19 protein-coding genes are annotated in these 23,381 nt (G+C 62.1%); 10 read left to right on the top strand and 9 right to left on the bottom strand.

The window, feature by feature from the left end; all coding sequences use genetic code 11:
• Positions 1 to 206 precede the first annotated feature (206 nt).
• Positions 207 to 3,233: a glycoside hydrolase family 38 C-terminal domain-containing protein gene (locus tag HJC04_RS22070; RefSeq protein WP_210632107.1), complete on the top strand. Its 3,027-nt coding sequence runs from the start codon at positions 207 to 209 to the stop codon at positions 3,231 to 3,233.
• Positions 3,234 to 3,560: 327 nt separating this feature from the next.
• A complete protein-coding gene (locus HJC04_RS22075; RefSeq protein ID WP_210632108.1) occupies positions 3,561 to 3,779 on the top strand; it encodes a HAMP domain-containing protein in 219 nt (72 codons plus the stop codon).
• Here HJC04_RS22075 and HJC04_RS22080 read toward each other — a convergent pair.
• From HJC04_RS22080 to HJC04_RS22100, 5 genes are all read right to left on the bottom strand, one after another.
• Positions 3,732 to 4,646, bottom strand: coding sequence for an SMP-30/gluconolactonase/LRE family protein (locus HJC04_RS22080; RefSeq protein WP_210632109.1), 915 nt, complete (start codon positions 4,644 to 4,646; stop codon positions 3,732 to 3,734). The two genes, HJC04_RS22075 and HJC04_RS22080, sit on opposite strands and share 48 nt — an antisense overlap.
• A gap of 14 nt (positions 4,647 to 4,660) precedes the next feature.
• Positions 4,661 to 5,611 (bottom strand): ABC transporter permease, encoded by a 951-nt coding sequence (locus HJC04_RS22085; RefSeq protein WP_210632110.1) that lies wholly within the window; start codon positions 5,609 to 5,611, stop codon positions 4,661 to 4,663.
• On the bottom strand, positions 5,608 to 6,558 hold the full coding sequence (locus HJC04_RS22090; RefSeq protein ID WP_210632111.1) for an ABC transporter permease: 951 nt from the start codon (positions 6,556 to 6,558) through the stop codon (positions 5,608 to 5,610). The genes HJC04_RS22085 and HJC04_RS22090 overlap by 4 nt, the downstream gene beginning before the upstream one ends.
• On the bottom strand, positions 6,555 to 8,006 hold the full coding sequence (locus HJC04_RS22095; RefSeq protein ID WP_210632112.1) for a sugar ABC transporter ATP-binding protein: 1,452 nt from the start codon (positions 8,004 to 8,006) through the stop codon (positions 6,555 to 6,557). The genes HJC04_RS22090 and HJC04_RS22095 overlap by 4 nt, the downstream gene beginning before the upstream one ends.
• Positions 8,007 to 8,075: 69 nt before the next feature.
• Positions 8,076 to 9,092: an ABC transporter substrate-binding protein gene (locus tag HJC04_RS22100; RefSeq protein WP_210632113.1), complete on the bottom strand. Its 1,017-nt coding sequence runs from the start codon at positions 9,090 to 9,092 to the stop codon at positions 8,076 to 8,078.
• Positions 9,093 to 9,372: 280 nt separating this feature from the next.
• Between HJC04_RS22100 and HJC04_RS22105 the strand changes: the two genes are divergently transcribed.
• The 3 genes from HJC04_RS22105 (at position 9,373) to HJC04_RS22115 (ending at position 12,582) form a co-directional block, all read left to right on the top strand.
• A complete protein-coding gene (locus HJC04_RS22105) occupies positions 9,373 to 10,611 on the top strand; it encodes a sensor histidine kinase (protein ID WP_221147107.1) in 1,239 nt (412 codons plus the stop codon).
• A 13-nt stretch (positions 10,612 to 10,624) separates the two neighbouring features.
• Positions 10,625 to 11,347 carry a response regulator transcription factor gene (locus HJC04_RS22110; protein ID WP_210632115.1) on the top strand — a complete coding sequence of 241 codons (723 nt, stop codon included), beginning with the start codon at positions 10,625 to 10,627 and terminating at the stop codon, positions 11,345 to 11,347.
• Between the two features lie 350 nt (positions 11,348 to 11,697).
• Positions 11,698 to 12,582 carry a DUF6030 family protein gene (locus HJC04_RS22115; protein ID WP_221147166.1) on the top strand — a complete coding sequence of 295 codons (885 nt, stop codon included), beginning with the start codon at positions 11,698 to 11,700 and terminating at the stop codon, positions 12,580 to 12,582.
• Positions 12,583 to 12,647: 65 nt separating this feature from the next.
• Here HJC04_RS22115 and HJC04_RS22120 read toward each other — a convergent pair whose 3' ends face one another.
• The gene (locus HJC04_RS22120; protein WP_210632117.1) at positions 12,648 to 13,571 is read right to left on the bottom strand and encodes a LysR family transcriptional regulator; all 924 of its coding nucleotides are present in this window, start codon (positions 13,569 to 13,571) and stop codon (positions 12,648 to 12,650) included.
• Between the two features lie 131 nt (positions 13,572 to 13,702).
• Here HJC04_RS22120 and HJC04_RS22125 point away from each other — a divergent pair, with 131 nt between their 5' ends.
• Positions 13,703 to 14,548, top strand: coding sequence for an alpha/beta fold hydrolase (locus HJC04_RS22125; RefSeq protein WP_221147108.1), 846 nt, complete (start codon positions 13,703 to 13,705; stop codon positions 14,546 to 14,548).
• On the opposite strand, the gene HJC04_RS22130 is transcribed toward HJC04_RS22125, so the two are convergent.
• On the bottom strand, positions 14,545 to 15,174 hold the full coding sequence (locus tag HJC04_RS22130; RefSeq protein ID WP_221147109.1) for a TetR/AcrR family transcriptional regulator: 630 nt from the start codon (positions 15,172 to 15,174) through the stop codon (positions 14,545 to 14,547). The genes HJC04_RS22125 and HJC04_RS22130 overlap by 4 nt on opposite strands.
• A 170-nt stretch (positions 15,175 to 15,344) precedes the next feature.
• On the opposite strand from HJC04_RS22130, the gene HJC04_RS22135 reads away from it, so the two are divergent.
• Both HJC04_RS22135 and HJC04_RS22140 read left to right on the top strand, forming a co-directional pair.
• The gene (locus HJC04_RS22135) at positions 15,345 to 17,810 is read left to right on the top strand and encodes a beta-glucosidase (RefSeq protein WP_221147110.1); all 2,466 of its coding nucleotides are present in this window, start codon (positions 15,345 to 15,347) and stop codon (positions 17,808 to 17,810) included.
• A gap of 234 nt (positions 17,811 to 18,044) precedes the next feature.
• Positions 18,045 to 18,515, top strand: a complete 471-nt coding sequence (locus tag HJC04_RS22140) for an Hsp20 family protein (RefSeq protein WP_210632121.1) — start codon at positions 18,045 to 18,047, stop codon at positions 18,513 to 18,515.
• 285 nt (positions 18,516 to 18,800) lie between these two features.
• Here HJC04_RS22140 and HJC04_RS22145 read toward each other — a convergent pair whose 3' ends face one another.
• Together HJC04_RS22145 and HJC04_RS22150 are read right to left on the bottom strand one after the other, a co-directional pair.
• The gene (locus HJC04_RS22145) at positions 18,801 to 19,337 is read right to left on the bottom strand and encodes an OmpA family protein (RefSeq protein ID WP_210632122.1); all 537 of its coding nucleotides are present in this window, start codon (positions 19,335 to 19,337) and stop codon (positions 18,801 to 18,803) included.
• Between the two features lie 14 nt (positions 19,338 to 19,351).
• Positions 19,352 to 20,026 carry a L,D-transpeptidase gene (locus HJC04_RS22150; RefSeq protein ID WP_210632123.1) on the bottom strand — a complete coding sequence of 225 codons (675 nt, stop codon included), beginning with the start codon at positions 20,024 to 20,026 and terminating at the stop codon, positions 19,352 to 19,354.
• A gap of 382 nt (positions 20,027 to 20,408) precedes the next feature.
• On the opposite strand from HJC04_RS22150, the gene HJC04_RS22155 reads away from it, so the two are divergent.
• On the top strand, positions 20,409 to 22,583 hold the full coding sequence (locus HJC04_RS22155) for a TonB-dependent siderophore receptor (protein ID WP_221147113.1): 2,175 nt from the start codon (positions 20,409 to 20,411) through the stop codon (positions 22,581 to 22,583).
• A 4-nt stretch (positions 22,584 to 22,587) separates the two neighbouring features.
• The gene (gene fhuF, locus HJC04_RS22160) at positions 22,588 to 23,373 is read left to right on the top strand and encodes a siderophore-iron reductase FhuF (RefSeq protein WP_210632125.1); all 786 of its coding nucleotides are present in this window, start codon (positions 22,588 to 22,590) and stop codon (positions 23,371 to 23,373) included.
• The last annotated feature ends 8 nt before the right edge of the window (positions 23,374 to 23,381 follow it).

Raw genomic sequence — 23,381 nt, forward strand, 5'->3', positions numbered from 1 at the left:
CGGTTCAGCTCCCATGCACGGCAGAGCAAAAAAACCAGGAAAAGGCGATCTCTTGCGGGCTTGACGCCAAATCAAAGTTACTTAATCTAAGCGTCAGCCGAACCGCTGGGAGGAGGGGTCGGCATTCGCGATCCCATCGCACTATCCTTTATCTCCCAAAGCCATGATTCCCGATCGCGCGTCGCCGATTTTCAACAGGATAAGCCATGCCGCTCACCATCGCCCAACGCCTCGACAGTCTGAAGGTCCGTATCGCCGAGCTCGCGCATTGGCGGGACCAGCATAGCAGCCCGATCGATGGCTGGACCTTCGAGGGGGAGCCGATCGCCCATCACCAGGACTGGCCGCATCGTGAGGGCGTGGTGCATTTTGCCGCGAGCGCCGAAGCGCCGGCGAACTGGCCGCTCGAAGATATTCGCCTGCAGCTCGATCTCGGCGGCGAGAGCCTGATCACGCTCAGCTATCCCGATGGCCAGAGCGAAACATTCGGCCTCGATCCCTATCACCAGGAATTCCCGCTGAAGGGCCGCCGCTTCTCGATTGCGACGGAAAGTGTTGCCCGCTTTCCTTTCGGCGAGCCCAACCGCGCGCCGAGGCTCAACAAGGCCCGGCTGATCTGGCTCGACGGTCCCGTTCACAGCCTGCATCTTCTCCTGAAGCAGATCGCCGAGGCGATTGGCGCGCTCGGCGAGCATGAGGTCGTGCCGCATCTGGTCGATGCCGCGGAGCAGGCCTTGCGCAGCCTCGACTGGCCATCGGATACGGCGGCCTACATCTCCCGCACGTCGGGCGCCGTCATGCAGCAGAAGATCTGGGAGCTGCCGGAGCTTGTATCCGATCCGGCAGGTCTCTCCGACGAGCAGAGCGCTTCGGCGGCCTCCGCCTTCGAGGTCCTCACGGCGCGGCTGAAGGAACTGCAGAAGCGCTTTCCCCCAAACGGCGAGCTGGTGCTGACCGGCCATGCTCATATCGATCTCGCCTGGCTCTGGCCCTATCGCGAGACGCGGCGGAAGATGCGGCGCACCTTCAACACGGCGCTGTCGCTGATGGAGCGCTCCGCCGATTTCCGCTTCAACCAGTCGACCGCCCATTATTACGCGCAGATGGAGGAGGAAGATCCGGAGCTTCTCGAACGCATCAAGGAGAAGGTCGCGGAAGGAAAGTGGGAAACCGTCGGCGGCATGTGGGTGGAGCCTGATACCAATATGCCGACCGGCGAAAGCCTCGCCCGCCAGGTGCTCTACGGCCAGCGTTATTTCGAAAAGACCTTTGGCGCGCGCCACACGGTCTGCTGGCTGCCGGATTGCTTCGGCTTTTCCGGCGCGCTGCCGCAGATCCTGAGACAGGGCGGCATCGACAGTTTCTTCACCATCAAGGTCAATTGGAGCGAGACCAACCACATCCCCTCCGATCTCTTCTGGTGGAAGGGCCTCGACGGCAGCCAGGTGCTGACCCACACCTTCGACAATCCGATGCAGGGTTATAACGGCTTCGTGCAGCCCGATTGCTACCTGCCGACCTGGAAGAATTTCCGGGGCAAGACGCAGCATCACGCCTCGCTTCTTGCCGTCGGTTACGGCGACGGCGGCGGCGGCGTGACGCCCGAGATGGTGGAGCGCGAAGTGCAGCTGCGCGATTTTCCCGCCATTCCGCAGGCCCGCTGGGGCACCGTGAAAAGCTTCTACGAGCGGGCGCACAAAACCGCTTCGGAGAAGAAGCTTCCCGTCTGGGACGGCGAAATCTATCTCGAACTGCACCGCGCGACGCTGACGACCCAAAGCGGCGTCAAGCGCAAGCATCGCCAGGCCGAGCGGGCGCTGATCACCGCCGAGACCCTCGCGTCGCTCGCCCATATGCTCGGCGCCGAAAAGCCGAAAAGCCTGGAGGCGGATTGGCGCGTGGTGCTGAAGAACGAGTTCCACGACATCCTGCCGGGTTCGAGCATCCGCGAAGTCTATCAGGATGCGGAGCAGGAGCTCGGCGGCGTCATCGACCATGCCAAGGCCGAGCAGGCCAAGGCCTTGCAGGCGCTGTCAGTCAATCTGCCGAAGGGCGGGGTCACTGACGCGCTCATCGTCGTCAATCCCTCGCTTGCGCCACGACCGGTGAGCGCGACACTTGCCGACGGCACGACGCTTTCGGCCGCTGAGATCGTCGCTCCCTTGGCGGTCGCCGTCTTTGACAGGCAGACGCTGAAGCCGGCGGGCGGGCTGAAGGCCGGCGTCGACCGGCTGGAAAACGATCATCTCTCGATCGTCATCGGCAAGGATGGAGCCGTTACCAGCCTAATCCACAAGGCGAGCGGCCGCGAAGCGGTCGATGGCTCCGCCAACCAGCTCTGGGTCTATCCGGCCGACAAGCCGCGCAACTGGGACGCCTGGGACGTCGATGCCGACTATGCCGATAAATCCGTCCGGCTCGATGCGCCCGAAAGCATCAGCCTCGTCGAAAGCGGTCCGCACCGTGCGGCAATCCGCGTCGTTCACCGCTATCGGCATTCGAGTGTCATGCAGACCTATGTTTTGACGGCCAATTCGAAGCGGCTCGATATCGAAACGACCATCGACTGGCACGACCGCCGCACCCTGCTGCGTACCCTGAACCCGGTCGACGTCAAGGCCCGTAAGGCGACCTTCGAATGCGCCTTCGGCGTGGTTGAGCGGGCGACACATACGAATACCTCCTGGGAGCAGGCGATGTTCGAGGCCGCCGCCCATCGCTTCGTCGATGTCAGTGAGCCGGGCTTCGGCGTGGCGCTTCTCAATAATGCCAAATACGGCCACAGCGCCCGCGGCAATGTGATCGGCATGAGCCTGGTGCGCGGTCCGATCTATCCGGATCCGCTGGCCGATGAAGGCGAGCAGAGCTTCACCTATGCACTGATGCCGCATGAGGGCGCCTGGCATGAAGGCGGTGTGCTTGACGAAGCACTCGACCTCAACCAGCCGCTGGTGACGGCCGAGGCCAAAGGCCTCTCCGCCGGCCGTTTCGCGCCGATTGATGTCGCGGGCACGCCTGTCGCCTTCTCGGGCCTGAAGCCTGCGGAGGAGGGCGAAGGTCTCATCCTGCGCCTCTACGAACCGGCCGGCCGGCGCGGCCGCCTCTCCCTCGGCCTGCCTTCCGGATGGCGGGCGTCGCAGCCGCTCAACATCCTCGAAGAGCCGATGGAGCGCAAAGGCCCCGCCGAAATCATGCCCTTCGAAATCAGGACCTGGAGGCTGCAGAAGGCCTGACGCCGCCTGCTGCAAATAACGCTCCGCCGCTTCCATTAGGCGGGGCGACCCATCTACTCGCCCGAGGGGCAATACTGGACAATTTGGCGATTGCCATGCAGGTGACAGTCATAAAGGGGAGCGATGTCCAACCGGTGAAGAGAGGCGTCTTGCTTCGAAGCGGGCTATCGGCCCCAAGAGCCAGCTAGCCTGATTGACAAGACGGGGGAGTGCGACCGCCAGACGTAGTCGAAATTGCTGGTGATTGCTGATGGGGCCAGCCAGGCTGCTTCGAGGAAGGGGTGGACTCGGCCAAGACCATGGCGACGAAGGCCCAGGAGGAGGCGAATGCTGCCAACTCTCGTTCTCTCCCTCAATCTCGACATCGGCCGGCTGACCATAATCACGCTGATCGGCCGGATCGCTGCAAGCATGAGCGATCTGGCAGAGGGCAATCTCGACGCCGACATTCCCTTCACCGACCGGCCTGACGAGATCGGCCGCGTGGCTTTCACCGGCTTACGGTCGTTGGGCGCCCGTCGCGGCAACGTAGACGGAATAGAGTGAACGTGTTGCGGCGATGAACAGACGGTTGCGTCCGGGGCCGCCGAAGGTGAGGTTGGCGACGGTCTGAGGGACACGGATCTTGCCGATCAGCTTGCCTGTCGGATCGAAGCAGTGCACGCCATCACCGGCACTGGACCAAAGGTTCCCCTTCACGTCAGTGCGGATACCGTCCGGGATACCGTTGTCGATGAGGCAGAAGACGCGGCCGTTCACAAGCCTGCTGCCGTCGACTACGTCGAAGGCGCGGATCTGACGTGGCAGGCTTTCGTCGTGGCTTGCCGCCGAATCCGCGACGTAGAGGATCGTCTCGTCAGGTGAGAAAGCGAGGCCGTTCGGCTGGATGAAATCCGTGACGACGGCCGCAAGTTTGCCGGTGGCCGGATCAAGCCGGTAGACGTTGCGCGTCGCCTGCTCGGGCTCGGCCTGATAGCCTTCATAATTCGACATGATGCCGTAGGTTGGATCGGTGAACCAGATCGTGCCGTCCGATTTCACCACCACGTCGTTCGGCGAATTGAGCCGCGCGCCTTCGAAATGGTCGGCGAGCACGGTGATCGAACCGTCGATCTCGGTGCGCGTGACGCGGCGCCCGCCATGTTCGCAGGAGATGAGTCGGCCCTGGCGGTCGCGCGTGTTGCCGTTGGTGAAGTTGGATGGTTGCCGGTAGATGGAGACGCCGCCTTCGGGCGCCCATCGCAGCATACGCTGGTTGGGAATGTCGCTCCACAGAAGCTGGTTCGCATCGTTGAACCAGACAGGACCCTCCGCCCAGCGGCAGCCGGAATAGAGTTCGTCGAGGCCGGCGCTGGTGACGATCAACTGCCGGAAGCGCGGGTCGTGGATTTCGTAGATGCTGGCCTCGGCCATGGCAGTTTCCCTGTTTATCGCATGCCGGCCCGGCGGCCGCCGGCGAGCATGATCACGCTGATGATGATGAGGCCGGTCATCATGAGGCGGATGCCCGCGCCGAACCCATAGGTGTTGAGCATGGAAACGACCAGGAACATGAAGAGCGACGCGCCCCAGATGCCCGGTACGTTGGAATCGCCGCCGGCCACCGCCGTGCCGCCGATCACGACGACGGCGATCGAGGTCAGCAGATATTCCGAGCCCATGTTGAGTGCTGCGCCGCCCGAGAAGCAGGCGAGCAGGTAGCCCGCGACGGATGCAAGTACGGCGCAGAAGAGGTAGGTGACGAAGCGCGTGCCGTCGACCGGAATGCCGGCCATGCGTGAGGCGGGCATGCTCTGGCCGATCGCCGAGATCCAGCGCCCGTAGATCGTCTTCTCGAGCAGGAACCAGGCGAGCAGCGAGATGAGGAGCGCGACGATCGCGACGTTCGGTACGCCGAGCGTGTTCGTGGTAGTGAATTCCGCAAGCATGCTCGGAGGTTTGATGCGCAAGCCGCGGTTTGTCCAGATTGCCGCCGATTGCACGATAAAGCTCATGGAAAGCGTGGCGATGATCGGCGGAATGCGGAGCGCCTTGATCAGCGCGTAGTTGCCGAGGCCGACGACGAGGCCAATGAGGAGGGCGACAAGAAAGCCGGGCAGGATCAAGCCGTTTTGCACGTTCATCAGCTTCAGCGCCACCGTGCCGGCTAGTGTCATGGTGGCGGGGACCGACAGATCGATATTGCCGGGACCGAGCGTGATGACGAACATTTGGCCGATGCCGACGATCACCGAGAAGGCGGCGAAAGTGAGGGCTGCCTGCGACAGGCCGAGCGTACTGGCGCCGAGGGTCACCATGATCGTCAGGAACCAGACGATGAAAGCGGCAAACCATGACCAGATCCAGGGTTTGCCGAAAAGGCTGAGGAGGGGAGTCATCGGCGGCGTTTCTCCCGTTTCTCCAGGCGGTTCAGCATCAGGCGGAGCGCGAGCACGATGATCAGGATCGCGCCCTGGGCTCCGATCTGCCAGTCCGGCGAGATGCGCAGGAAGGACAGGAACGAGCCGGCGAGGGTCAGCGTCAGCGCGCCGATGACGGCCCCGACGGGGGAGACACGCCCGCCAATGAACTCGCCGCCGCCGAGGATCACGCCGGCAATCGACAGCAGCGTGTAACGCAGCGCGATATTGGCGTCTGCCGACGTCGTCAGGCCGACGAGAGCGATACCTGCGAGCACCGCGAAGAAGCCCGCCAGGCCATAGGCGGCGGCGCGGGCGGCGACGATCGACCAGCCGGCGCGCTCGACCGAGCGCTGGTTGCCGCCGATGCCGCGGATCAGCACGCCGAGCGAAGAGCGCATGACGAGAAGATGAGCGACGGCGGCGATGATGATGCTGGCGACGATCGCCATCGGCGCCAGCGGCGGCTTGACGGTCATCAGAGAGCGCACCCAGTCCGGCGCCTGGCCGCCGGGCGCCGGCAGCAGCAGCACGGCAAGGCCGCCCCAGACGAAGCTCATGCCGAGAGTGACGACAATGGACGGCAGATCGCGCAGGTAGATGATGACACCGAGGCCCGCATAGGCCGCGATCGCTCCCGCAAGGATCAGGACGCCGGTCACCGGGTCATCCCGCAGAAAGGTCGCGGTAACGCAAGCGACGAAGCTGACGAAGGTGCCCATCGACAGATCGAGATCGTTGACCGCCATGACAAGCATCTGAGCGATCGTCGCAAGCGCGATGGGCACCGCCAGGTTGAACAGCAGATTGAGCCCGACATAGCTCATGGCGCGCGGCTGCAGCCAGAAGACGGCGGCAAGCAGCAGCGTCAGCGACAAGGCGGGAATGGCAAGACGCAAGGCATCGGACGACAGCCGGAACGTCATGCAGCCACCCCTTCGAAGGAGGCAGCGATGATATTCGTCTCGTTGACGGCATCGCCGGCGAGTTCGGCGATGATGCGGCCTTCGCGGAAGACGTAGACGCGGTCGCAGAGCCGCACCTCGTCCATTTCGGTCGAGTACCAGATAAAGGTGCGGCCATGCGCCGCCTCCTCGCGGATAATCGCGTAGACCTCCTGCTTGGTGCCGACGTCGACGCCGCGCATCGGATCGTCCATCAGCACGACAGGCGCGCGTGTTGCAAGGGCGCGGGCGAACAGCACCTTCTGCTGGTTGCCGCCGGAAAGCGACAGGATAGGGTTTTCCATATCGGGCGTGCGGATATCGATCCGCCGCTTCCAGTCCGTGCCTTTGCTCTCCTCTTTGTCAGCCAGAATGAGGCCGCGCCGCGACAGGTCACCGAGCGAGGCGACGGAAAAGTTGTGCAAGATGCTCCAAAGTTCGAAAACGCCGTTGAGGCGGCGGTCGCCGGCGACGAAGGTAACGAGCGGATCGCGCTCGGGCAGCCAATTGCCGGATTGGGCGGCGTGCAGAGCAAGTAGCAGCTCGGTCTGCCCGTGGCCGGCTAACCCTGCCAGTCCGACGATCTCGCCCTTGCGTGCCGCGAAGGGCAGGCCTCTCGCCTGATGCGACAGAATGACGGGCGCGGTGGATTGTTCGCGCGCCGCCCGCTGCCCGCTCTCCTCCTTCGCAACGGTGCCCATCGCTTCGACGAGGCCGTGATGGTCGAAGCCCTGCGCCGGCCGTTCGGCGACGACGCGGCCGTCCTTCATCACGACGATGCGGTCGGAGGTTTCGAGGATCTCGTGCAAGATATGCGAGATGAAGATGACGGCCCCGCCGGTGGCGGTGAAGCGGCGGACATGGTCGAGCATCTGGCGGGCAAGGCTCGCATCGAGCGACGAAGTGGGTTCGTCGAGGATGACCAGCCGCGGCGGCGTGCCGGCATCGGAAAAGGCCATTGAAATCTCGACCATCTGCCGCTCGGCGATCGAGAGATCGCCGACGGCCCGGCCGCTGTCGATGCCATGGCCCGGAAAGACAGTGTCGAGGCTCTTCTCGATGATGTTGGCGGCACGCCTGCGCCAGCCGAAACCGCCGAGATGGCGATGCATGACGCGGGTGTTCTCGACGATGGAGAGATTGGGGCAGAGCGATAGCTCCTGGAAGACGCAGCGAACGCCGCGGGCGCGCGCCGCATTGATGCCGTAACGCTCCAGCCGCTCGCCGTCGCTCGCCACACTTCCTTCATGCGGCGTCAGGCCGCCATTGATGACGCTGACGATGGTGGACTTGCCGGCGCCATTGTGCCCGACGAGCCCGACGCATTCGCCCGGCATGACGCGGAGCGTGACGCCGTCGAGCGCCTTGACCGCGCCGAAACTCACCTTGGCGCCATCGACGGCGATCACCGCCTTCAAAACCTCATCCATGCTGCCCCGCCATGCCTGCTCGCAAAGAATGCCGCGCGGCCATTTACGGCCGCGCGGCAGTCGGGAGAGTTATTTTGCCGACTCGATGACCTTGATTGCATCAGCCTGCGTGTATTCGACGTTGGCGACGCCGCCAGCCTGGGTATTGGCGAGGTTGGCCTCCAGATTGTCCTGGTCGATGCGCAAGAAAGGCACGACGAGATCCTTCTTGACCTGCTTGCCGTCGAGTATCTGCTGGGCGACCCAGAAGGCCAGCGTGGAGACGCCGGGCGCGATGGATACGGACATCGTCTCGTAGCCCTTGGCGTCCTTCTGTTCCTTCCACCACTTCAGCTCGTCTTCGCGGTTCCCCATGATGATGATCGGCATCTTCCGGTCGGTCGCGGCAATCGCCTGCGCGGCGCCATAACCGTCGCCGCCCTGCGTCACCACGCCGACGATATCGGGAAGGCTCGGTAGGATGCCGGCAACGGCCTTCTGCGCCACGTCCTGCGCCCAGTCGCCGTGAACCGAGCCGACGACCTTGAACTGCGGGTACTGCTTGACGCCTTCGTGGATCCCGGCCGAAATCTCGTCGTCAACGAAGACGCCGGCAAGGCCGCGGATCTCGAGCAGATTGCCGCCCTGGGGAAGTTTCTTCGACAGATACTCCACCTCGCTGCGGCCCATTTCCTTGAAGTTGACGGCGATGCGCCAAGCGCAGGGTTCGGTCACGATGCCGTCGAAGGAGACGACGGTAATCCCGGCGTCACAGGCTTCCTTCACTGCGCCGTTCAGCGCTGTCGGCGAGGCGGCGTTCAGCACGATCGCATCATAGCCCTGCAGGATCATGTTCTGGATCTGCGCCGCCTGCTCCGTCGCCTGGTTCTCGGCGGTGGTAAAAGGATCGGCTGCGGCGACCACGCCAGCCTTTACGGCTTCGCCCGTCACCTTGCCCCAGCTCGTCAGCATGGCCTGGCGCCAGGAGTTTCCGGCATAGTTATTAGAAAGGGCGATCTTCTTGGCCGACGTGTCGGCAAAGGCGGAAACGGGCATGGCGGCGCAAGCAATGGCGGCCGATGCCAGAAGCATCTTACGGATTGTCATGTCTTCCTCCCTCATGATCGCGCCGGTCGGCGGGATCGCTTCACTCCTGCCGGCTCAAGCGGGCTCCGAGTGAAAATTGTTCTTGCACTGAGCTTCCTCCTCTCAGTAAGGGCAGGATGCGGGAGATCAGCCGGCCTGTACAGGGGCAAGGCGGCAACTCGTTTGCGGGTTTTGCGCAACAAGCTGCGGGTTTATGCAAGACGGCGGCCCATTTGCGGGCGCTTACTGGGAAATGATTGCGGCGGGTTGAGGAGCCTGTCGTGACGGGGAGGAACTGACAATGCTGCATCTCGCACCGGCAGCCCTGTTCGACCATTATCTCGGCATTTCCCGGTTGCTCGCGGGCCAGCTCGACTTCCGTTCGGCGATCCGTTCGGTCGCGGCTGAAGTCGCTCACATCATTCCGCACGATCATCTCGACGTCTGCGTGCTGCTCGAGGGCGGCAACTATCACACGGCCTATGAGACGGGCATCGAGACCGCCTGGGGCGAGATCGCCGGCGCGCCAGTGGTCAACAGCCCCATCCGCTCGCTGCTGCGGGGTGAGGTCGATTTTCTGCTTTCGGACGATGCCATGAAAGACCCGCGCTTCCATTTCGAGGGCGCCTTCAAGCGGCCGATCGTCGAGCAATCGCTGAGGAGCCGGCTGCATGTTCCGATGAAGGTGCAAGGTACGATCATCGCAGCACTTTCCTGCTCTTCTCACAGGGCGGGCGTCTATACGATGGAGGACGTCGAGCGCGCCCGCATCATCGCCGACCTTCTGACACCTTATTTCTTCGCGCTGCAGGCAGCCGAGCAGGCGCAACGCTCGGCGATCGTCGAGGCGGAGGCGCGCGCTCGCGAGGAGGGGCTGCGTCAGGGCGCGCTGAAGCTGACCGAAGCGCTGGAGCAGGAACGTCAGCGGATCGGCATGGATCTTCACGATCAGACGCTCGCCGACCTGACGCGACTTGCTCGCCGGATCGATCGGCTGTCGCGCAACGGCGAGGTGACCCCGGAGGCGCTCGAGCCCGTCTCTCGGTCCTTGCAGCATTGCATGCAGGATCTGCGGCAGATCATCGAACAGGCAAAACCTTCCGTGCTCCAGCTGTTCGGCCTCGCCCAGGCGATCGAGCATCATCTCGACCGATCGACCCGCGACACCGGATCGGGCATCGAATGCGGCCTTACCGACGAGACGAACGGGGCGCTGGAAAGGCTGGAACCGACCGTCAGCGTCGCCTTGTTCCGCATAGCGCAGGAGGCGATCAATAATGCGGTGCGCCATGCCGCGCCGCTGGCGATCATGGTGCGGCTCGAAGCAGACGACGAACAGCTTTTGATCGAAATCTCCGACGACGGGACCGGGCTTGCCAAGACGCGGGGACGGATCGGCGGCGGCATCGACAATATGAAGACACGCGCGCGGCTGATCTCGGCGCGCTTCACGATCGGCCCCGGCCATAATCATCGCGGGACCGCGGTGCGCGTCGTGCTGCCGCTGGCGCCGAACGGCCCGGCGGGCGAGCCAGACTGAGGAGAAAGACACGATGAAGGTTCTGATCGTCGAGGACGACCCGCTGCACCGGTCCTACCTGCACGAGGCTGTCAACGCCGCCCTGCCGGAATGCGACACGGTGATCGAGGCGGAGAACGGAACCGTCGGCGAGAAGCTCGCCCGCGACCACAAATCGGCGCATATCGTCATGGATCTGCAGATGGCAAGCCGCAACGGCATCGAGGCGGCGCGGACGATCTGGAAGGAGCGACCGGAGACCCGTATCCTGTTCTGGTCGAATTATTCGGATGAGGCTTATGTGCGCGGCGTCTCGCGCATTGTGCCGGATGGCGCCGCCTATGGTTATGTGCTGAAATCCGCCTCTGACGAGCGGTTGAAGCTTGCGTTGCGCTCGATCTTCATCGAGAGCCAGTGTGTCATCGACCGCGAGGTGCGTGGCCTACAGCAGAAGAGCCTCGGCCAGACCAACGGCTTCACCGATTCCGAATACGAGATCCTCGTCGACATAGCCCTCGGTCTAACCGACCGGGCCATCGCCAAACGCCGGAGCCTGTCGCTGCGCAGCGTGCAGAACCGCCTGCAGCAGCTCTACGACAAGCTCGACGTCTATCAGACGGCTGGCGACGACCACGAGGACGGCCGCTTCAATCTCCGCGCCCGCGCTGTCACGATTGCTTTATTGCGTAAACTTCTGAACTACAGCGCTCTGGAACGGGCTGAGGCGGAGCTGCAGGAATGGCTCGACGGAAAGTAGTCTCCGACGCGGCGTGAATGCGGCAGTAGCGAGGCGTTGCAGTCTCCCATTCCGGCTCGGCCCGCGCTCGTCTGTCGCCAACTGAAAAAGCCTCGGATCGGTGGTGAGCGCATAGCCAGGGTTCTTGCTTGACGCCTAATATACTCGATATCAGAATCGCGGGGTCGAGGTGAGTCGACGGCGCCCGCTTTGACATCGTTGCTCGCCTTGGAAGGACGTGGCGCAGCGGCTGATTGGCCGTTCGCCGGCCAACGCCGCTGGTCGCAAGTGTGCGAGGTGACGCCGTGGATAAAGTGTTCTCAGCAGTCCCTCCTCCTCGTGGCAGCCCACCCCGGCAGTGGAAGTTCCCATTGCGGAGCCGCCGCCGCTGGCTTTTTTGGTCGGCGCTTTCAATATCCATTTTACTTCTTGCAGGCACCGCTGTTCTTTACCGTGAAATCCGCCACTCCGCAGGCCCGGTTCAGCACTTTGAGTATGCAGGCCTCGATAAGGCAGCCCGACCATCACCCGTAGCTGCCGACTCCCATGCGTCGGCTCCTTCTGCTCTTCCGCCGATGCCCATTTCGCGGCATCTGATGGAGCTTCCAAAGCTCGATTTGGCAAGTCAGTTTCTGCGGATGTGGCTGGTCTCAGGCGCGAATATTTGTGGCGCTCTTCGAGAGGCCGGCATCGAGGTGAGCGAATGGAAAGCCGCATCGATGCGCAATCGCGATTATGAATGTTATTTTCAGCGCATCTACGAACGGGACGAGGTGCGGCCGCTCAGCTCTACCTTCCTCAGGGTTCGTGGAGATGAAGCGGGTGATATTGTTGAGATCCGCGCCAAGATCGTCGGGCCGGCGATTGACGCTGAGGGGCGCCTCGCCCCTGATGTGCTGCGCATTTTCGAGATCATTGTGAAGCAGGCGTGCTGGCGCGATTTTGAAGATGCGCTTGCGTCGATCCGAAGCCTTCGCCAGGTAGAGACCGAGCGATTTGGCTCTTATCTCAGCTTCACGCTCGAAGCCGGCAGCAAAAACATTTTTAATTTTGCTCTTGGTCTCAAGGCGGCTCCGGGCTCGCAGGCAAGGACCAGGGCGTATTTTTCGGCAGACCGCTGGCTGGCCACGACGGATCCGCGCGTCCCGCAAACGTCATCCGCATCGACCGGATCGGCGCGTTCAGATCGGCCAATGGCACTCACTGGCGGAGCAAGTGCCGGTTCCGATCCAAAACCAAGCCGGAACTGCGGCTGAGCACCAAAGCCCCCAGTGTTGTGAATAGGGAAAGTGGACCCGCCTCGGGTATGCGCGGCAACGGATCAGCGCGACAGGCTGCCTGCCGGCCGAAAAGCGCCGGGCCGGGCGGCGCAGGTCTCGACCACGAAGTCCACGAAAGCGCGGACCTTGCGCGATAGCTGGCGGTTCGACGGCCAGACGAGCGAGAGCGAACCGAAGGGCACCATGAAGGAAGTGAGGACGGGGCTCAGGGTTCCCGCCCGCATGGCTGCCTCGGCGACATAGACGGGCAGATGCGCGAGGCCCAAACCATCCTGTGCTGCCCGCAGCCCTGCATCTGTATTGTTGAATGTCAGGCTTTTTGGCAGAAGCAGCCGCTCGTATGGTGCGCTGAACGCCCAGGGTGCCAGGCGGCCACTGGAGGGATATTTGAAGTGAATGCAGGCGTGCTTGAAGAGATCGCCCGGCGTCTCAGGCCGTCCATGGCGCTCCAAATACTCGGAACTGCCGCACACCACGAAGTGCTGCTCGCCGAGATGGCGGGCGATCAGCCGCGCATCGGCAAGTTCGCCGCTGCGCACCACCACATCCAGACCTTCCGTGACCATGTCGATGACCCTGTCTTCGAAATCCACATCCAGTTCGATCTCCGGGAAGCGCTCGGCAAAGGCCGGCAGCATCGGCATCAGCAGATGGTGTCCGACGATATGCGGGACGCTGACGCGCAGGCGCCCCCTTGGGCGTTCCCGGCTTTGCAGGACGGTTGCCTCCGCGTCCTGTATATCGTCGATGATGCGCTTAGAGCGCTCGTAGAGGACAGCCCCTTCCTCGGTCAGGCTGATGCTGCGCGTCGTGCGGTTGAAGAGCCGCACATGGAGCCGGTTTTCAAGACGCGCCACGGCCTTGCCGATCGCGGACGGCGAAACGCCGGCAACGCGCGCGGCTCCGACATAACTCTGTTGTTCGGCCGCATGAACGAAGGCGAAGAGGCTCGCGAGACTATCCACGGCAAGATCCAATTGGAGACATTTTGTCCTTTATCTAAGTCCACTTACGGCGATTGATCAACATTGCATAACAAATATCCTTTGTTCGGCAGCCGGAACGGATGGGGCTGCCGAGTCAAGGAGTGGATGGCATGCGGGACTACACGAAAGAATTGCCGGAGCACACTGCGAGATATATCGGAGAGAACGACCTGTTCCTGGAAATCTTTCCTGGGAACAATCGCTCGGATGAGGCCGGTCGACCGCCTCTCCTTTTTGTCCACGGCGCTTACACCGGCAGCTGGATGTGGAGCAAATATATCCCGCACTTCATAGCCGCGGGATGGACCTCCTACTGCATCAATCTGCGAGGCCACTACAAAAGCCGGTCGGTGGATTTGACGAAGGTCGAATTCGAGAACTATCTGGAAGACATTCTTGAGGCAATTTCCGCAATCACTGGGGAATGTGCCGTCGCTCCTGTCGTGATCGGCTTCAGCATGGGAGGGATCCTCAGCCAGAAACTGGCGGAAAGCGTGGAGATCGCCGGGCTGGTGCTGATCGATTCCAGCATCTCCAGGCAGGTGCATGACGAGGTGCCCTACCAGGATCTTGCGCCTGAGATACCTGGCGTCGTTATTCCCGCGCCGGTGCGTGAAGAGCAATCCAGCGCCGACGAAACGCCCGACGATATCGCCTTCCAGCGGAGGTACCTGTCCATGGAATCCGCCAGAGCCTTCGGCGCTTTTTCCTTTCATTGCGGAGCCGAGGGGATTTCCATCGACGGCGGCAAGATCACCGGCCCCAGCCTGGTCATCTCAGCTGTCAACGACGCCGCCGCCGATCGGCGAGGGCAGGCGACGGCCCGGCATATCGGCGGCGAGTATCTCGGTCTCTGGGGCACGACGCATACGGGCTTGTTGGTCGGGCAAAGATATCACGAATCCGTCAATCGCATCATGATCTGGCTCACGCGCTTCGATGAAGAGAGCGTCTAGCCATCGAGGCCGAGGCTCGCCAACAAGCGACCGACATAAGCTTCCAGGCCGCCGACCATATCGAAGCGATCGGGATCACGCAGCCAGAGCATCTGCAGGCCGTCCATCACGGCGATCAGCTCGGCGGCCATGGCCTTGCTGTCGATCCCTTTGTCGATCGAGCCATCGGCGATCGCCCGCTCGAAGGTCGCGGCGATGTCCTTCTGCATCTCCGCAGTGCGATCGAGAAACCACGCCTTGGCGGGGTGATCCTTCATCAGGCTTTCGGCATTCAGGATGGCGAAGGCTCTGACGACCTCGATCATTTCGGTGTTGCGGCGGAAGATCTCGACCATGCCCTTGAGTAGGGCGCTGACATCGGAGCGGAAGTGCCCGATGAAATTAGCGCTATCGAGATCGCGCTTGGCGAGGATCGCCAGCAGCAGCTCGACCTTGGTTGGGAAATGGTGCAGCAGGCCGGGCAGCGACAGGCCGACATCCCGGGCGATATCGCCGATCGCGGCATTCTGATAGCCGTCTTCGGCAAAACGCCGCATCGCCGCCGCCAGGATCTCTGCGCGTCGTTCCTCTCCCTTGCGGGAACGGCGCCGTCGTTTTTCTTCCTGTCCTGCCTTGTGTTCTGCCATCGTTTCTCCTGTCCGGCCTTTTTAGCGGCGATGCGACGGTCCACAATGCTCCGGCCGATATCTCGTCTGCTTTCTCCTTACATTAGGCCCGTCGGATTGACATCTTAAAAATACCGAGTAATCGGTAGGTTTAATAGGCGCGATGCTCGCGGTCTTTTGAGGAGGTTTGCATGATCGATTCCATTCTCGACAGGATGACGCTCGAAGAGCAGGTCTCTTTGCTGTCAGGCGCCGATTTCTGGACGACCGTTCCCGTCGAGCGGCTCGGCGTGCCGAAGATCAAGGTGACGGATGGGCCGAACGGCGCCCGCGGCGCGGGTTCGCTGGTCGCCGGCGTCAAGGCGACCTGCTTTCCCGTCGCAATCGCGCTCGGCGCCAGCTGGAATCCCGATCTCGTCAAGCAGATGGGCGTTGCCCTTGCGCGCCAGGCCAAGAGCAAGGGAGCAGCCGTGGTGCTCGCACCGACGGTGAATATCCATCGCTCCGGCCTCAACGGCCGCAATTTCGAATGTTATTCCGAAGATCCGATGCTGACATCGGAACTCGCCGTCGCCTATATCGAGGGCGTGCAGGGCGAGGGGATCGCGGCGACCATAAAACACTTCGCCGGCAACGAATCCGAGATCGAGCGTCAGACTATGTCGTCCGATATCGACGAGCGGACGCTGCGCGAAATCTATCTCCCGCCCTTCGAGCAGGCGGTGCGCCGCGCGGGCGTCATGGCTGTCATGTCCTCCTATAACCGCCTTAACGGCACTTATACGAGTGAGCATCATTGGCTGCTGACCAAGGTGTTGCGCGAGGAATGGGGCTTCGACGGCATCGTCATGTCCGACTGGTTCGGCTCACATTCGACGGCTGAGACGATCAATGCTGGCCTCGATCTCGAAATGCCGGGTCCGGCGCGCGACCGCGGCGAGAAATTGGTTGCGGCCGTGCGTGAGGGCAAGGTGGAATCGGCGACGGTGCGTGCGGCAGCACGGCGCATGTTGCTGCTGCTCGAGCGGGTCGGCGCATTTAAGAGCAAACCCGATCTTACGGAGCGGGCGATCGACCTGCCCGAGGATCGGGCGCTGATCCGGCGTCTCGGTGCCGAAGGCGCGGTACTCCTCAAGAATGACGGCATGCTGCCGCTTGCCAAGACCTCGCTCGACCGGATCGCCGTCATTGGGCCGAATGCGGCCACCGCCCGTGTCATGGGCGGCGGCAGCGCGCAGATCGCAGCGCATTATACGGTGAGCCCGCTCGAAGGCATTCGCGCCGCCCTTTCCAACGCCAACAGCATCAGCCATGCGGTCGGCTGCCGCCACAACCGGCTGATCGACGTGTTCAAAGGGAAGATCACCGTCGAATATTTCAAGGGGCGCGGCTGCAAGGGCAATCCCCTTCATGTCGAGACCGTCGACAAGGGCGAGTTCTTCTGGTTCGAGCTGCCGTCGGGCGAACTCGATCCCGCCGATTTCTCGGCCCGGATGGTGATGCAATACGCGCCGGAGGAGAGCGGTGAACATGTCTTCGGCATGACCAATGCCGGGCTGGCGCGGCTCTTCGTCGATGGTGAGCTCACGGTCGATGGCCATGGGGGCTGGACGCGCGGCGAGAATTATTTCGGCACCGCCAATGACGAGCAGCGCTGTGGGGTGAGCCTGGAAGCGGGCCGGCTGTACGAAATCACCGTCGAATATGAGCCGTCCACGGCGAGCGAGGAGGGGATCAACCTCATCGCCGTCCGTTTCGGCGTCGAAAAGCCGCTCGGCGAGGCCGATATCGAGGCCGCCGTCGAAACCGCCCGTAATGCCGACGTGGCGCTGCTCTTCGTCGGCCGCGACGGCGAGTGGGACACGGAAGGACTTGATCTGCCCGACATGCGGCTGCCTGGCCGGCAGGAGGAACTGATCGAGAAGGTCGCTGCCGCCAACGCCAACACCGTCGTCGTGCTCCAGACCGGCGGTCCCATCGAGATGCCCTGGCTCGGCAAGGTCGGCGCCGTGCTGCAGATGTGGTATCCCGGCCAGGAACTCGGCAATGCCGTCGCCGACATTCTGTTCGGCGATGCCGAGCCGGGCGGCCGCCTGCCGCAGACCTTCCCCAAGGCGCTGACCGACAATTCCGCCATCACGGGCGATCCTGCCGTCTATCCCGGCAAGGACGGGCATGTGCACTATGCCGAAGGCGTCTTCGTCGGCTACCGCCATCACGATATCAGCGCGGTCGAACCGCTCTTCCCCTTCGGCTTCGGCCTCGGCTATACGAGTTTCCGCTGGGGCGAGCCGCGGCTTTCGGTGCGTGAAATGGGACCGGACGGCATCACCGTCAGCATTGACGTCACCAATACAGGCGACCGGCCAGGTTCGGAACTGGTCCAGCTCTACGTACGCTCACCGTTAGCCAAAGTGGAACGTCCGGACAAGGAACTGCGCGCCTTCGCAAAGCTCTCGCTGCAACCCGGCGAAACAGGCACAGCCGTCATGAAAATCGTGCCACGCGATCTGGCCTATTTCGATATCGAGGCCGGCGCCTTCCGAGCCGAACCGGGTGATTATCAGCTGGTCCTGGCGGCGAATGCCGCGGACGCAAGATCCGTGATCGACCTGCCGTCGCCAGCCGGCTACGTGCTGCCGCCTTCGACCTCATGATTCCGATATCGAACGGCCAGGCGCCTATCGTTGAGTTGAATGAAAACAGTGTCAAGAGGTGCTCCGGATTACCGGATAAAGCAGACTGAAAATTTTTAGATTCTCCTCTTGAATCGAAAATCGTGCGAAACCAGATCATCGTCGTCGGCAGCGCAAAAGCGGGCCGATGATCAGAGCGGAGACGCAGGTTTCCAACGCGTCTCCAACCCATGTTGCTTTACGGAGGATATGGCTATGAGAAACGAACTTGATTTCGCCCCCCTTTACCGGTCCAGCATCGGCTTCGACCGTGTCTTCAATCTCCTGAACAATGCGCAGCGCCTGCAGGCAATCGAGGCCTGGCCGCCCTATGACATCGTCAAGACGGGCGAAGACGACTATCGCATTCAGATGGCAGTGGCCGGCTTCGCCGAAGGCGACCTCGACATCACCCAGGAGCGGAACGTCCTTCTCGTGAAGGGGCAAAAAGCCGACGGCAAGGACGGCGAATATCTCCATCGCGGCATCGCCGGGCGCGCATTTGAACGCCGCTTCGAGCTCGCCGATCACGTCAGGGTCGAGAATGCCTCGCTGACGAATGGTATTCTCTCGATTGCGCTGAAGCGTGAAGTGCCCGAAGCCATGAAACCGCGCAAGATCGCCATCGGAGACGGCTCCTTTCAGCAGGCGCCTCTTCAGATTGAAGCCGAGCGTCAGGTGGCTTAAGGAGAGCCTCTCCATGAAGTCCCGGATAAAGCCGTTTATCGTGGAGATCAGGAAACGTCGCGGAAGCAGCGCGAAAAATGCGGCTAAGGCTCTGTTTTCGAAGTCGTTAAGCAAGCTCCGCAGCGCGGACGCGGTTTCTGAAGCGCGATCCTGAACAGGGATTCACATCAACTGGGGCCGGCGCCGTGGGGCCGGCCCTTGTGCACGAATGATCCCCTCGAATTCTCTTGCCGCAACCCCTTGCGGACCAAGCCTGCCTTTGTTCGGTCCCTCCTGTGGGCGCAATCAGACCGCATCAGGCTGAGTGCGCAGATTGGTGACCACGCGCCGGTTCTGCACCTTGCAGGAGCGCTCTGTGCAGTCGCGGACTTCGCGGTCGTTGCCGTAGCCCTTGGCCCACATGCGCTTGGGGTCCACACCCTTCGAGGTCAGATAGGCCATCGCCGCATCGGCACGTTTCTGCGAGAGCGTCTGCATTTTGGAGGCGGAACCGGAATCGTCGGCGAATCCCTGAAGCTTGAGCAGCCAGGTCGGGTTCTTGTTGAGCCAGGCCGCCTGATTATCCAGGGTGGCCATGGCGACGGCATCGAGCGCGGCGGAGTCCTGCTTGAAGTAGATCCGTCGGCCGACACTAAGAATGAAATCCTCCTCGCTGCCCTGCGCGACATTCTCGAAGCCGGGGGCGGGGTCGTTGGTCTGCCCGGTCATCGGCGCCGCCGCCGGTTCTTCCAGGGAGGCGACCTCGGTGGTGGAGCAGGCGGCGAGCGCCAAGAGCATGGCTGCGCCAGCGAGGCGCTTGGTGTATCCGATCATCGCAGACATAGGGGTGATATTCCTCATTCGACCGGAGTTGTTTCGCTAACCTGGGTGGCGCCCTCAGCCTGGTCGGCAATATGCGGCAGAACCTGTACAGCGGTGCCAATGGGGCAGCGCTGATAAAGATCGATGGCGTCTTCGTTGAACATGCGGATACAGCCGCTGGAGGCGTCCTTGCCGATGCTCCATGGCTCCAGCGTGCCGTGGAACCGATAGCCGGTGTCGACGCCGTCGCGATGCAGATACATGGCGCGGGGCCCAAGCGGGTTCTTCGGTGAGCCACCCGAGACGAATTCCGGCAGTTCGGGATGGCGCTTGCGCATCTCCGGCGGCGGCGTCCAGCGCGGCCAGAGCGATTTGGCGTCGATGGTGGCGCGGCCAAACCATTTGAAGCCTTCGCGGCCGACCCCGACGCCATAACGGATGGCGGTCTTGTTCTCCATGATCAGGTAGAGAAAATGGTGCCTTGTATCGACGACAACGGTGCCGATCGGCTCGCTGCTGAAATATTTGACGACCTGGCGATGCCAGCGCTTGTCGATTTTTGCGAAATTGGTGCTGCGAAATGTCACGCCGTTGTCGACGGCTGCGCCGCCGAAATAAGAAGCTGCCGCGGCGGCTGCCGGTTTGCTGGCGGCGCCGGTCCCCAGCAACGCCAATCCACCGAGCATAATACTCCTGCGGGTCCACACCATCGGCTAAACTCCCCCTGAAAGCCAACAAGCGAAGTGCAGTAAACCAGATTTTTTGTTTGCCTCAATAGGAAACTTCTCTTCCTATCAAGAACGGTAGGGAATTGGGGACTTCTGAAGCTGTATTGCTTCGGTCGTTACTCCGGCTGGGATAAGGTTATGCAGTCTGGGTACGGGTTCGGGAACGGACAGGAGGAGCGGCCGGAGCCCGCATCGCAGGTGTGCCCTTCGAGCGTTCCAGTGACGATGCTACGTGCAACCTCTTCGCGAATGACAGTCACGGACAGATCATCGAATAAAAGGTGATAAAAAAACTCATCTTATGTTGACAAGCTCCACTTCGCTTCATAGGTTCCGCCCGCATCCGTGACGTAGGGACCAGGTTATGGCGCGTGTTTTTTTGAACGTTTCTAATAATGTATCGCGAATTTACAGAGAGAGCCTTTTTGCGACGACTGCGGTCGTCCTGATCGGCATTGCAGCATCGCCGGCTTCCGCTCAGAGCACCTCCGCAGGGGACACCGCGACGACACTGGAGCCCATCGTCATCCAGGGTGCAGCCTCTGATAGCAAGACCGACCGAACATCCGTCACCGCCAAGAACAGCGCGGGTGCGACCAAGATCAGCACGCCGCTCGTCGAGACGCCGCGTTCGATCTCGGTCACCACCGAGAAGGAAATCGAGCAGCGCGGCGCCCAGTCGATCATCGAGGCGGTGCGTTATACGGCCGGCGTGACGACCGGACCGAATGGCTTCGATCCGCGTTTCGACCAGATCTACATTCGCGGCTTCAACGTCACGACGGTCGGAGACTTTCGTGACAGCCTGCGCCAGCCCTATATCAATTACGGCATGTTCCGAACCGATCCCTATCAACTGCAGCGCGTCGAGGTGATCAAGGGGCCGGTTTCCGTTCTCTATGGTGCTGGATCACCGGGCGGTCTCGTCAACAAGATCTCGAAGCTTCCGACCGAGGAGCCGATCCGCGAAGTCGGTATTACCTACGGCACCAAGGACCGGGTGCAAGGGATGTTCGATTTCGGCGGGCCGATCAGCGAAGGCAACGACGATTTCCTCTATCGCATCGTCGGCCTCGCCCGGCGTGGCGATACCAATTTCGATATTGCCGACGACCGCTATTTCCTGGCGCCGTCCTTTACCTGGAAGCCCGACGAGGGCACGACCTTCACGGTTTACGGCCTTGTGCAATCCGACGAGACCGACTCCAACGTCGGCGCGATCACGACCCTGGACGGTAAGATTCATGAACTCAGGGCGAGCGACCCCGACTACGACTACCAGAAGGTCAAGCAGCAGCAGATCGGCTATCAATTTGAGCATGAATTCGACAATGGCCTGACCTTCCGGCAGAACCTGCGTTATTCGCATCTCGATCTCAGGGCTCGCTACCTCGGTGTTACCGGTTGGACAGGGACCGTTGCACATCGTGGCACGAATGCGATCCGGGACGAGATGAACGTTTTCCAGCTCGACAATCAGCTCGAGGCGAAGTTCGATACCGGCCCGCTTGCTCACACGATGCTGTTCGGGCTGGACTATACCAATCTCAAATCGAGCTTTGGCTATGGCGCTGGAGCAGCCGATCCGGCATTCGACTTCGATATCGCCAACCCGACCTATGGAGTCTCAGGCGATACGCCGGACTATAGTATCTTAGCGTCCAAGGCCGACATGCGGCAGGTCGGCATTTATGCCCTGGACCAGATCGAGGCTGGAAACTGGCGCTTCAATCTCGGCGGCCGGCAAACATGGGTGAACCAGACGCGCGATGCGACCCTGCCTTCGATCAGCTCGGAGGAGGTCGACAAGAGCGCCTTCTCCTGGCAAGCCGGTGCACTCTATCTGTTCGACAACGGCATTGCTCCCTTCGTCTCCTATGCAACCTCATTCGATCCGGTGACCAACCGGTCGACCTCAGGCAAGATACTGGCGCCGACAGAGGGTGAACAGTACGAGCTCGGTGTGAAGTACCAGCCGCCCGGCTCCGATATCCTCTTGTCGGCCGTTGCCTATCATATTGTCGAAAAGAACAAGCCGGTGCTGGTGGATCCGGTGATGTTTGCCTATGGCTCGATCGGTGAAGTAACCGGAAAAGGCATCGAACTCGAAGCCCGCGCGGCGGTAGCCGACGGCTGGGATCTCATTGCGGCCTACACTTACAACCAGTCGGAAGTGACGGGAGGCGGTGAAAACGAGGGCAATACGCCTGCCCTGACGCCCTCGCATGAGGCAAGCCTCTGGGCCAACTATACGTTCCAGGAAACCAATCCATTCCATGGTCTGTCAGTCGGCGCGGGTGTCCGTTACGTCAGCGAAAATTGGACGGATACGGCCAATACGTCGAAGAATCCTGCGAGCTTCTACATCGACGCCTCCGCCGCTTATGATTTCGGCGCGGCCGACAAGAAATACGAAGGCCTGACGGCGGCCTTTGCCATCCGCAACATCGCCGACGAGCGCGACACCGTCTGCAACGAGGGCTTCTGCTACCTCGGCCAGGGTCGCAACATGACCGGCACCCTGAAGTATCGGTGGTAGCACCATGACGTTAGAGACGAACGGGGCGGCCTCGCGCCCTTCGATCGGCGATCGCCCTGTCGGCCGCCAGGCCATCGACCTCGACGGCCTGGTGGGCGATGGCCCGTTCGCCTATTGCCGCGGCAAGCTGCTCGCCTCTCCGCCGCCGGCTGGTTTGGTGGTTTCCTGCAGGGATCTCGGCGACCGCGACGTCTTTGACGGGATCATCGCCCGCTATGGCCAGAAGTTTCCGGGCAGCGACCGCCGCGCGATTGTCTCCATGTGGACGCTCTATTATTTCAGCATGCTGACGATCGCGCCTAGCGTCCATATGTTCGTCAACCGCATCGCGCTGCCGATGGAAATCGACCGGCTCTCTCTCGTCTGCAACGAACAGACAGGCGAGCCGGAAGCGTTCGTGATGTCGGGCAGGCCAGAGCCGACGACCGATCCGGCCGGCGAGCTTCACCGACTGATGCTCGGCCATGCCGAACCGGTCATTGCGGCGATTGCCGCCATTGCCGGCGTGGCGCCGAAGCTTCTCTGGAACAATCTCGCGGCCTATCTTTCCTGGATCCTGAAAGAGATCGCTCACCGCCACGAGCCTGCCCTCGTCGAAGGCGGCCTGGCGCTGCTGAACGATGCCGAGTGGCCGGGCGGCGGTCGCAATCCAATGTTCGGCATGATCCGCATGGCGCGGCAGCAATGCGGTCTGGAATTCGCTCGCCGCAAGGTCTGCTGCCTGCGCTATAACCTGCCTGGCGTCGGCGGCTGCGGCGAGGCCTGCCCGCTGCCGGACGGGCGGCATTGAGGCCGATT

Origin of the sequence: Rhizobium sp. NLR8a (genome assembly GCF_019685235.1) — a bacterium.
GTDB lineage: Bacteria > Pseudomonadota > Alphaproteobacteria > Rhizobiales > Rhizobiaceae > Rhizobium.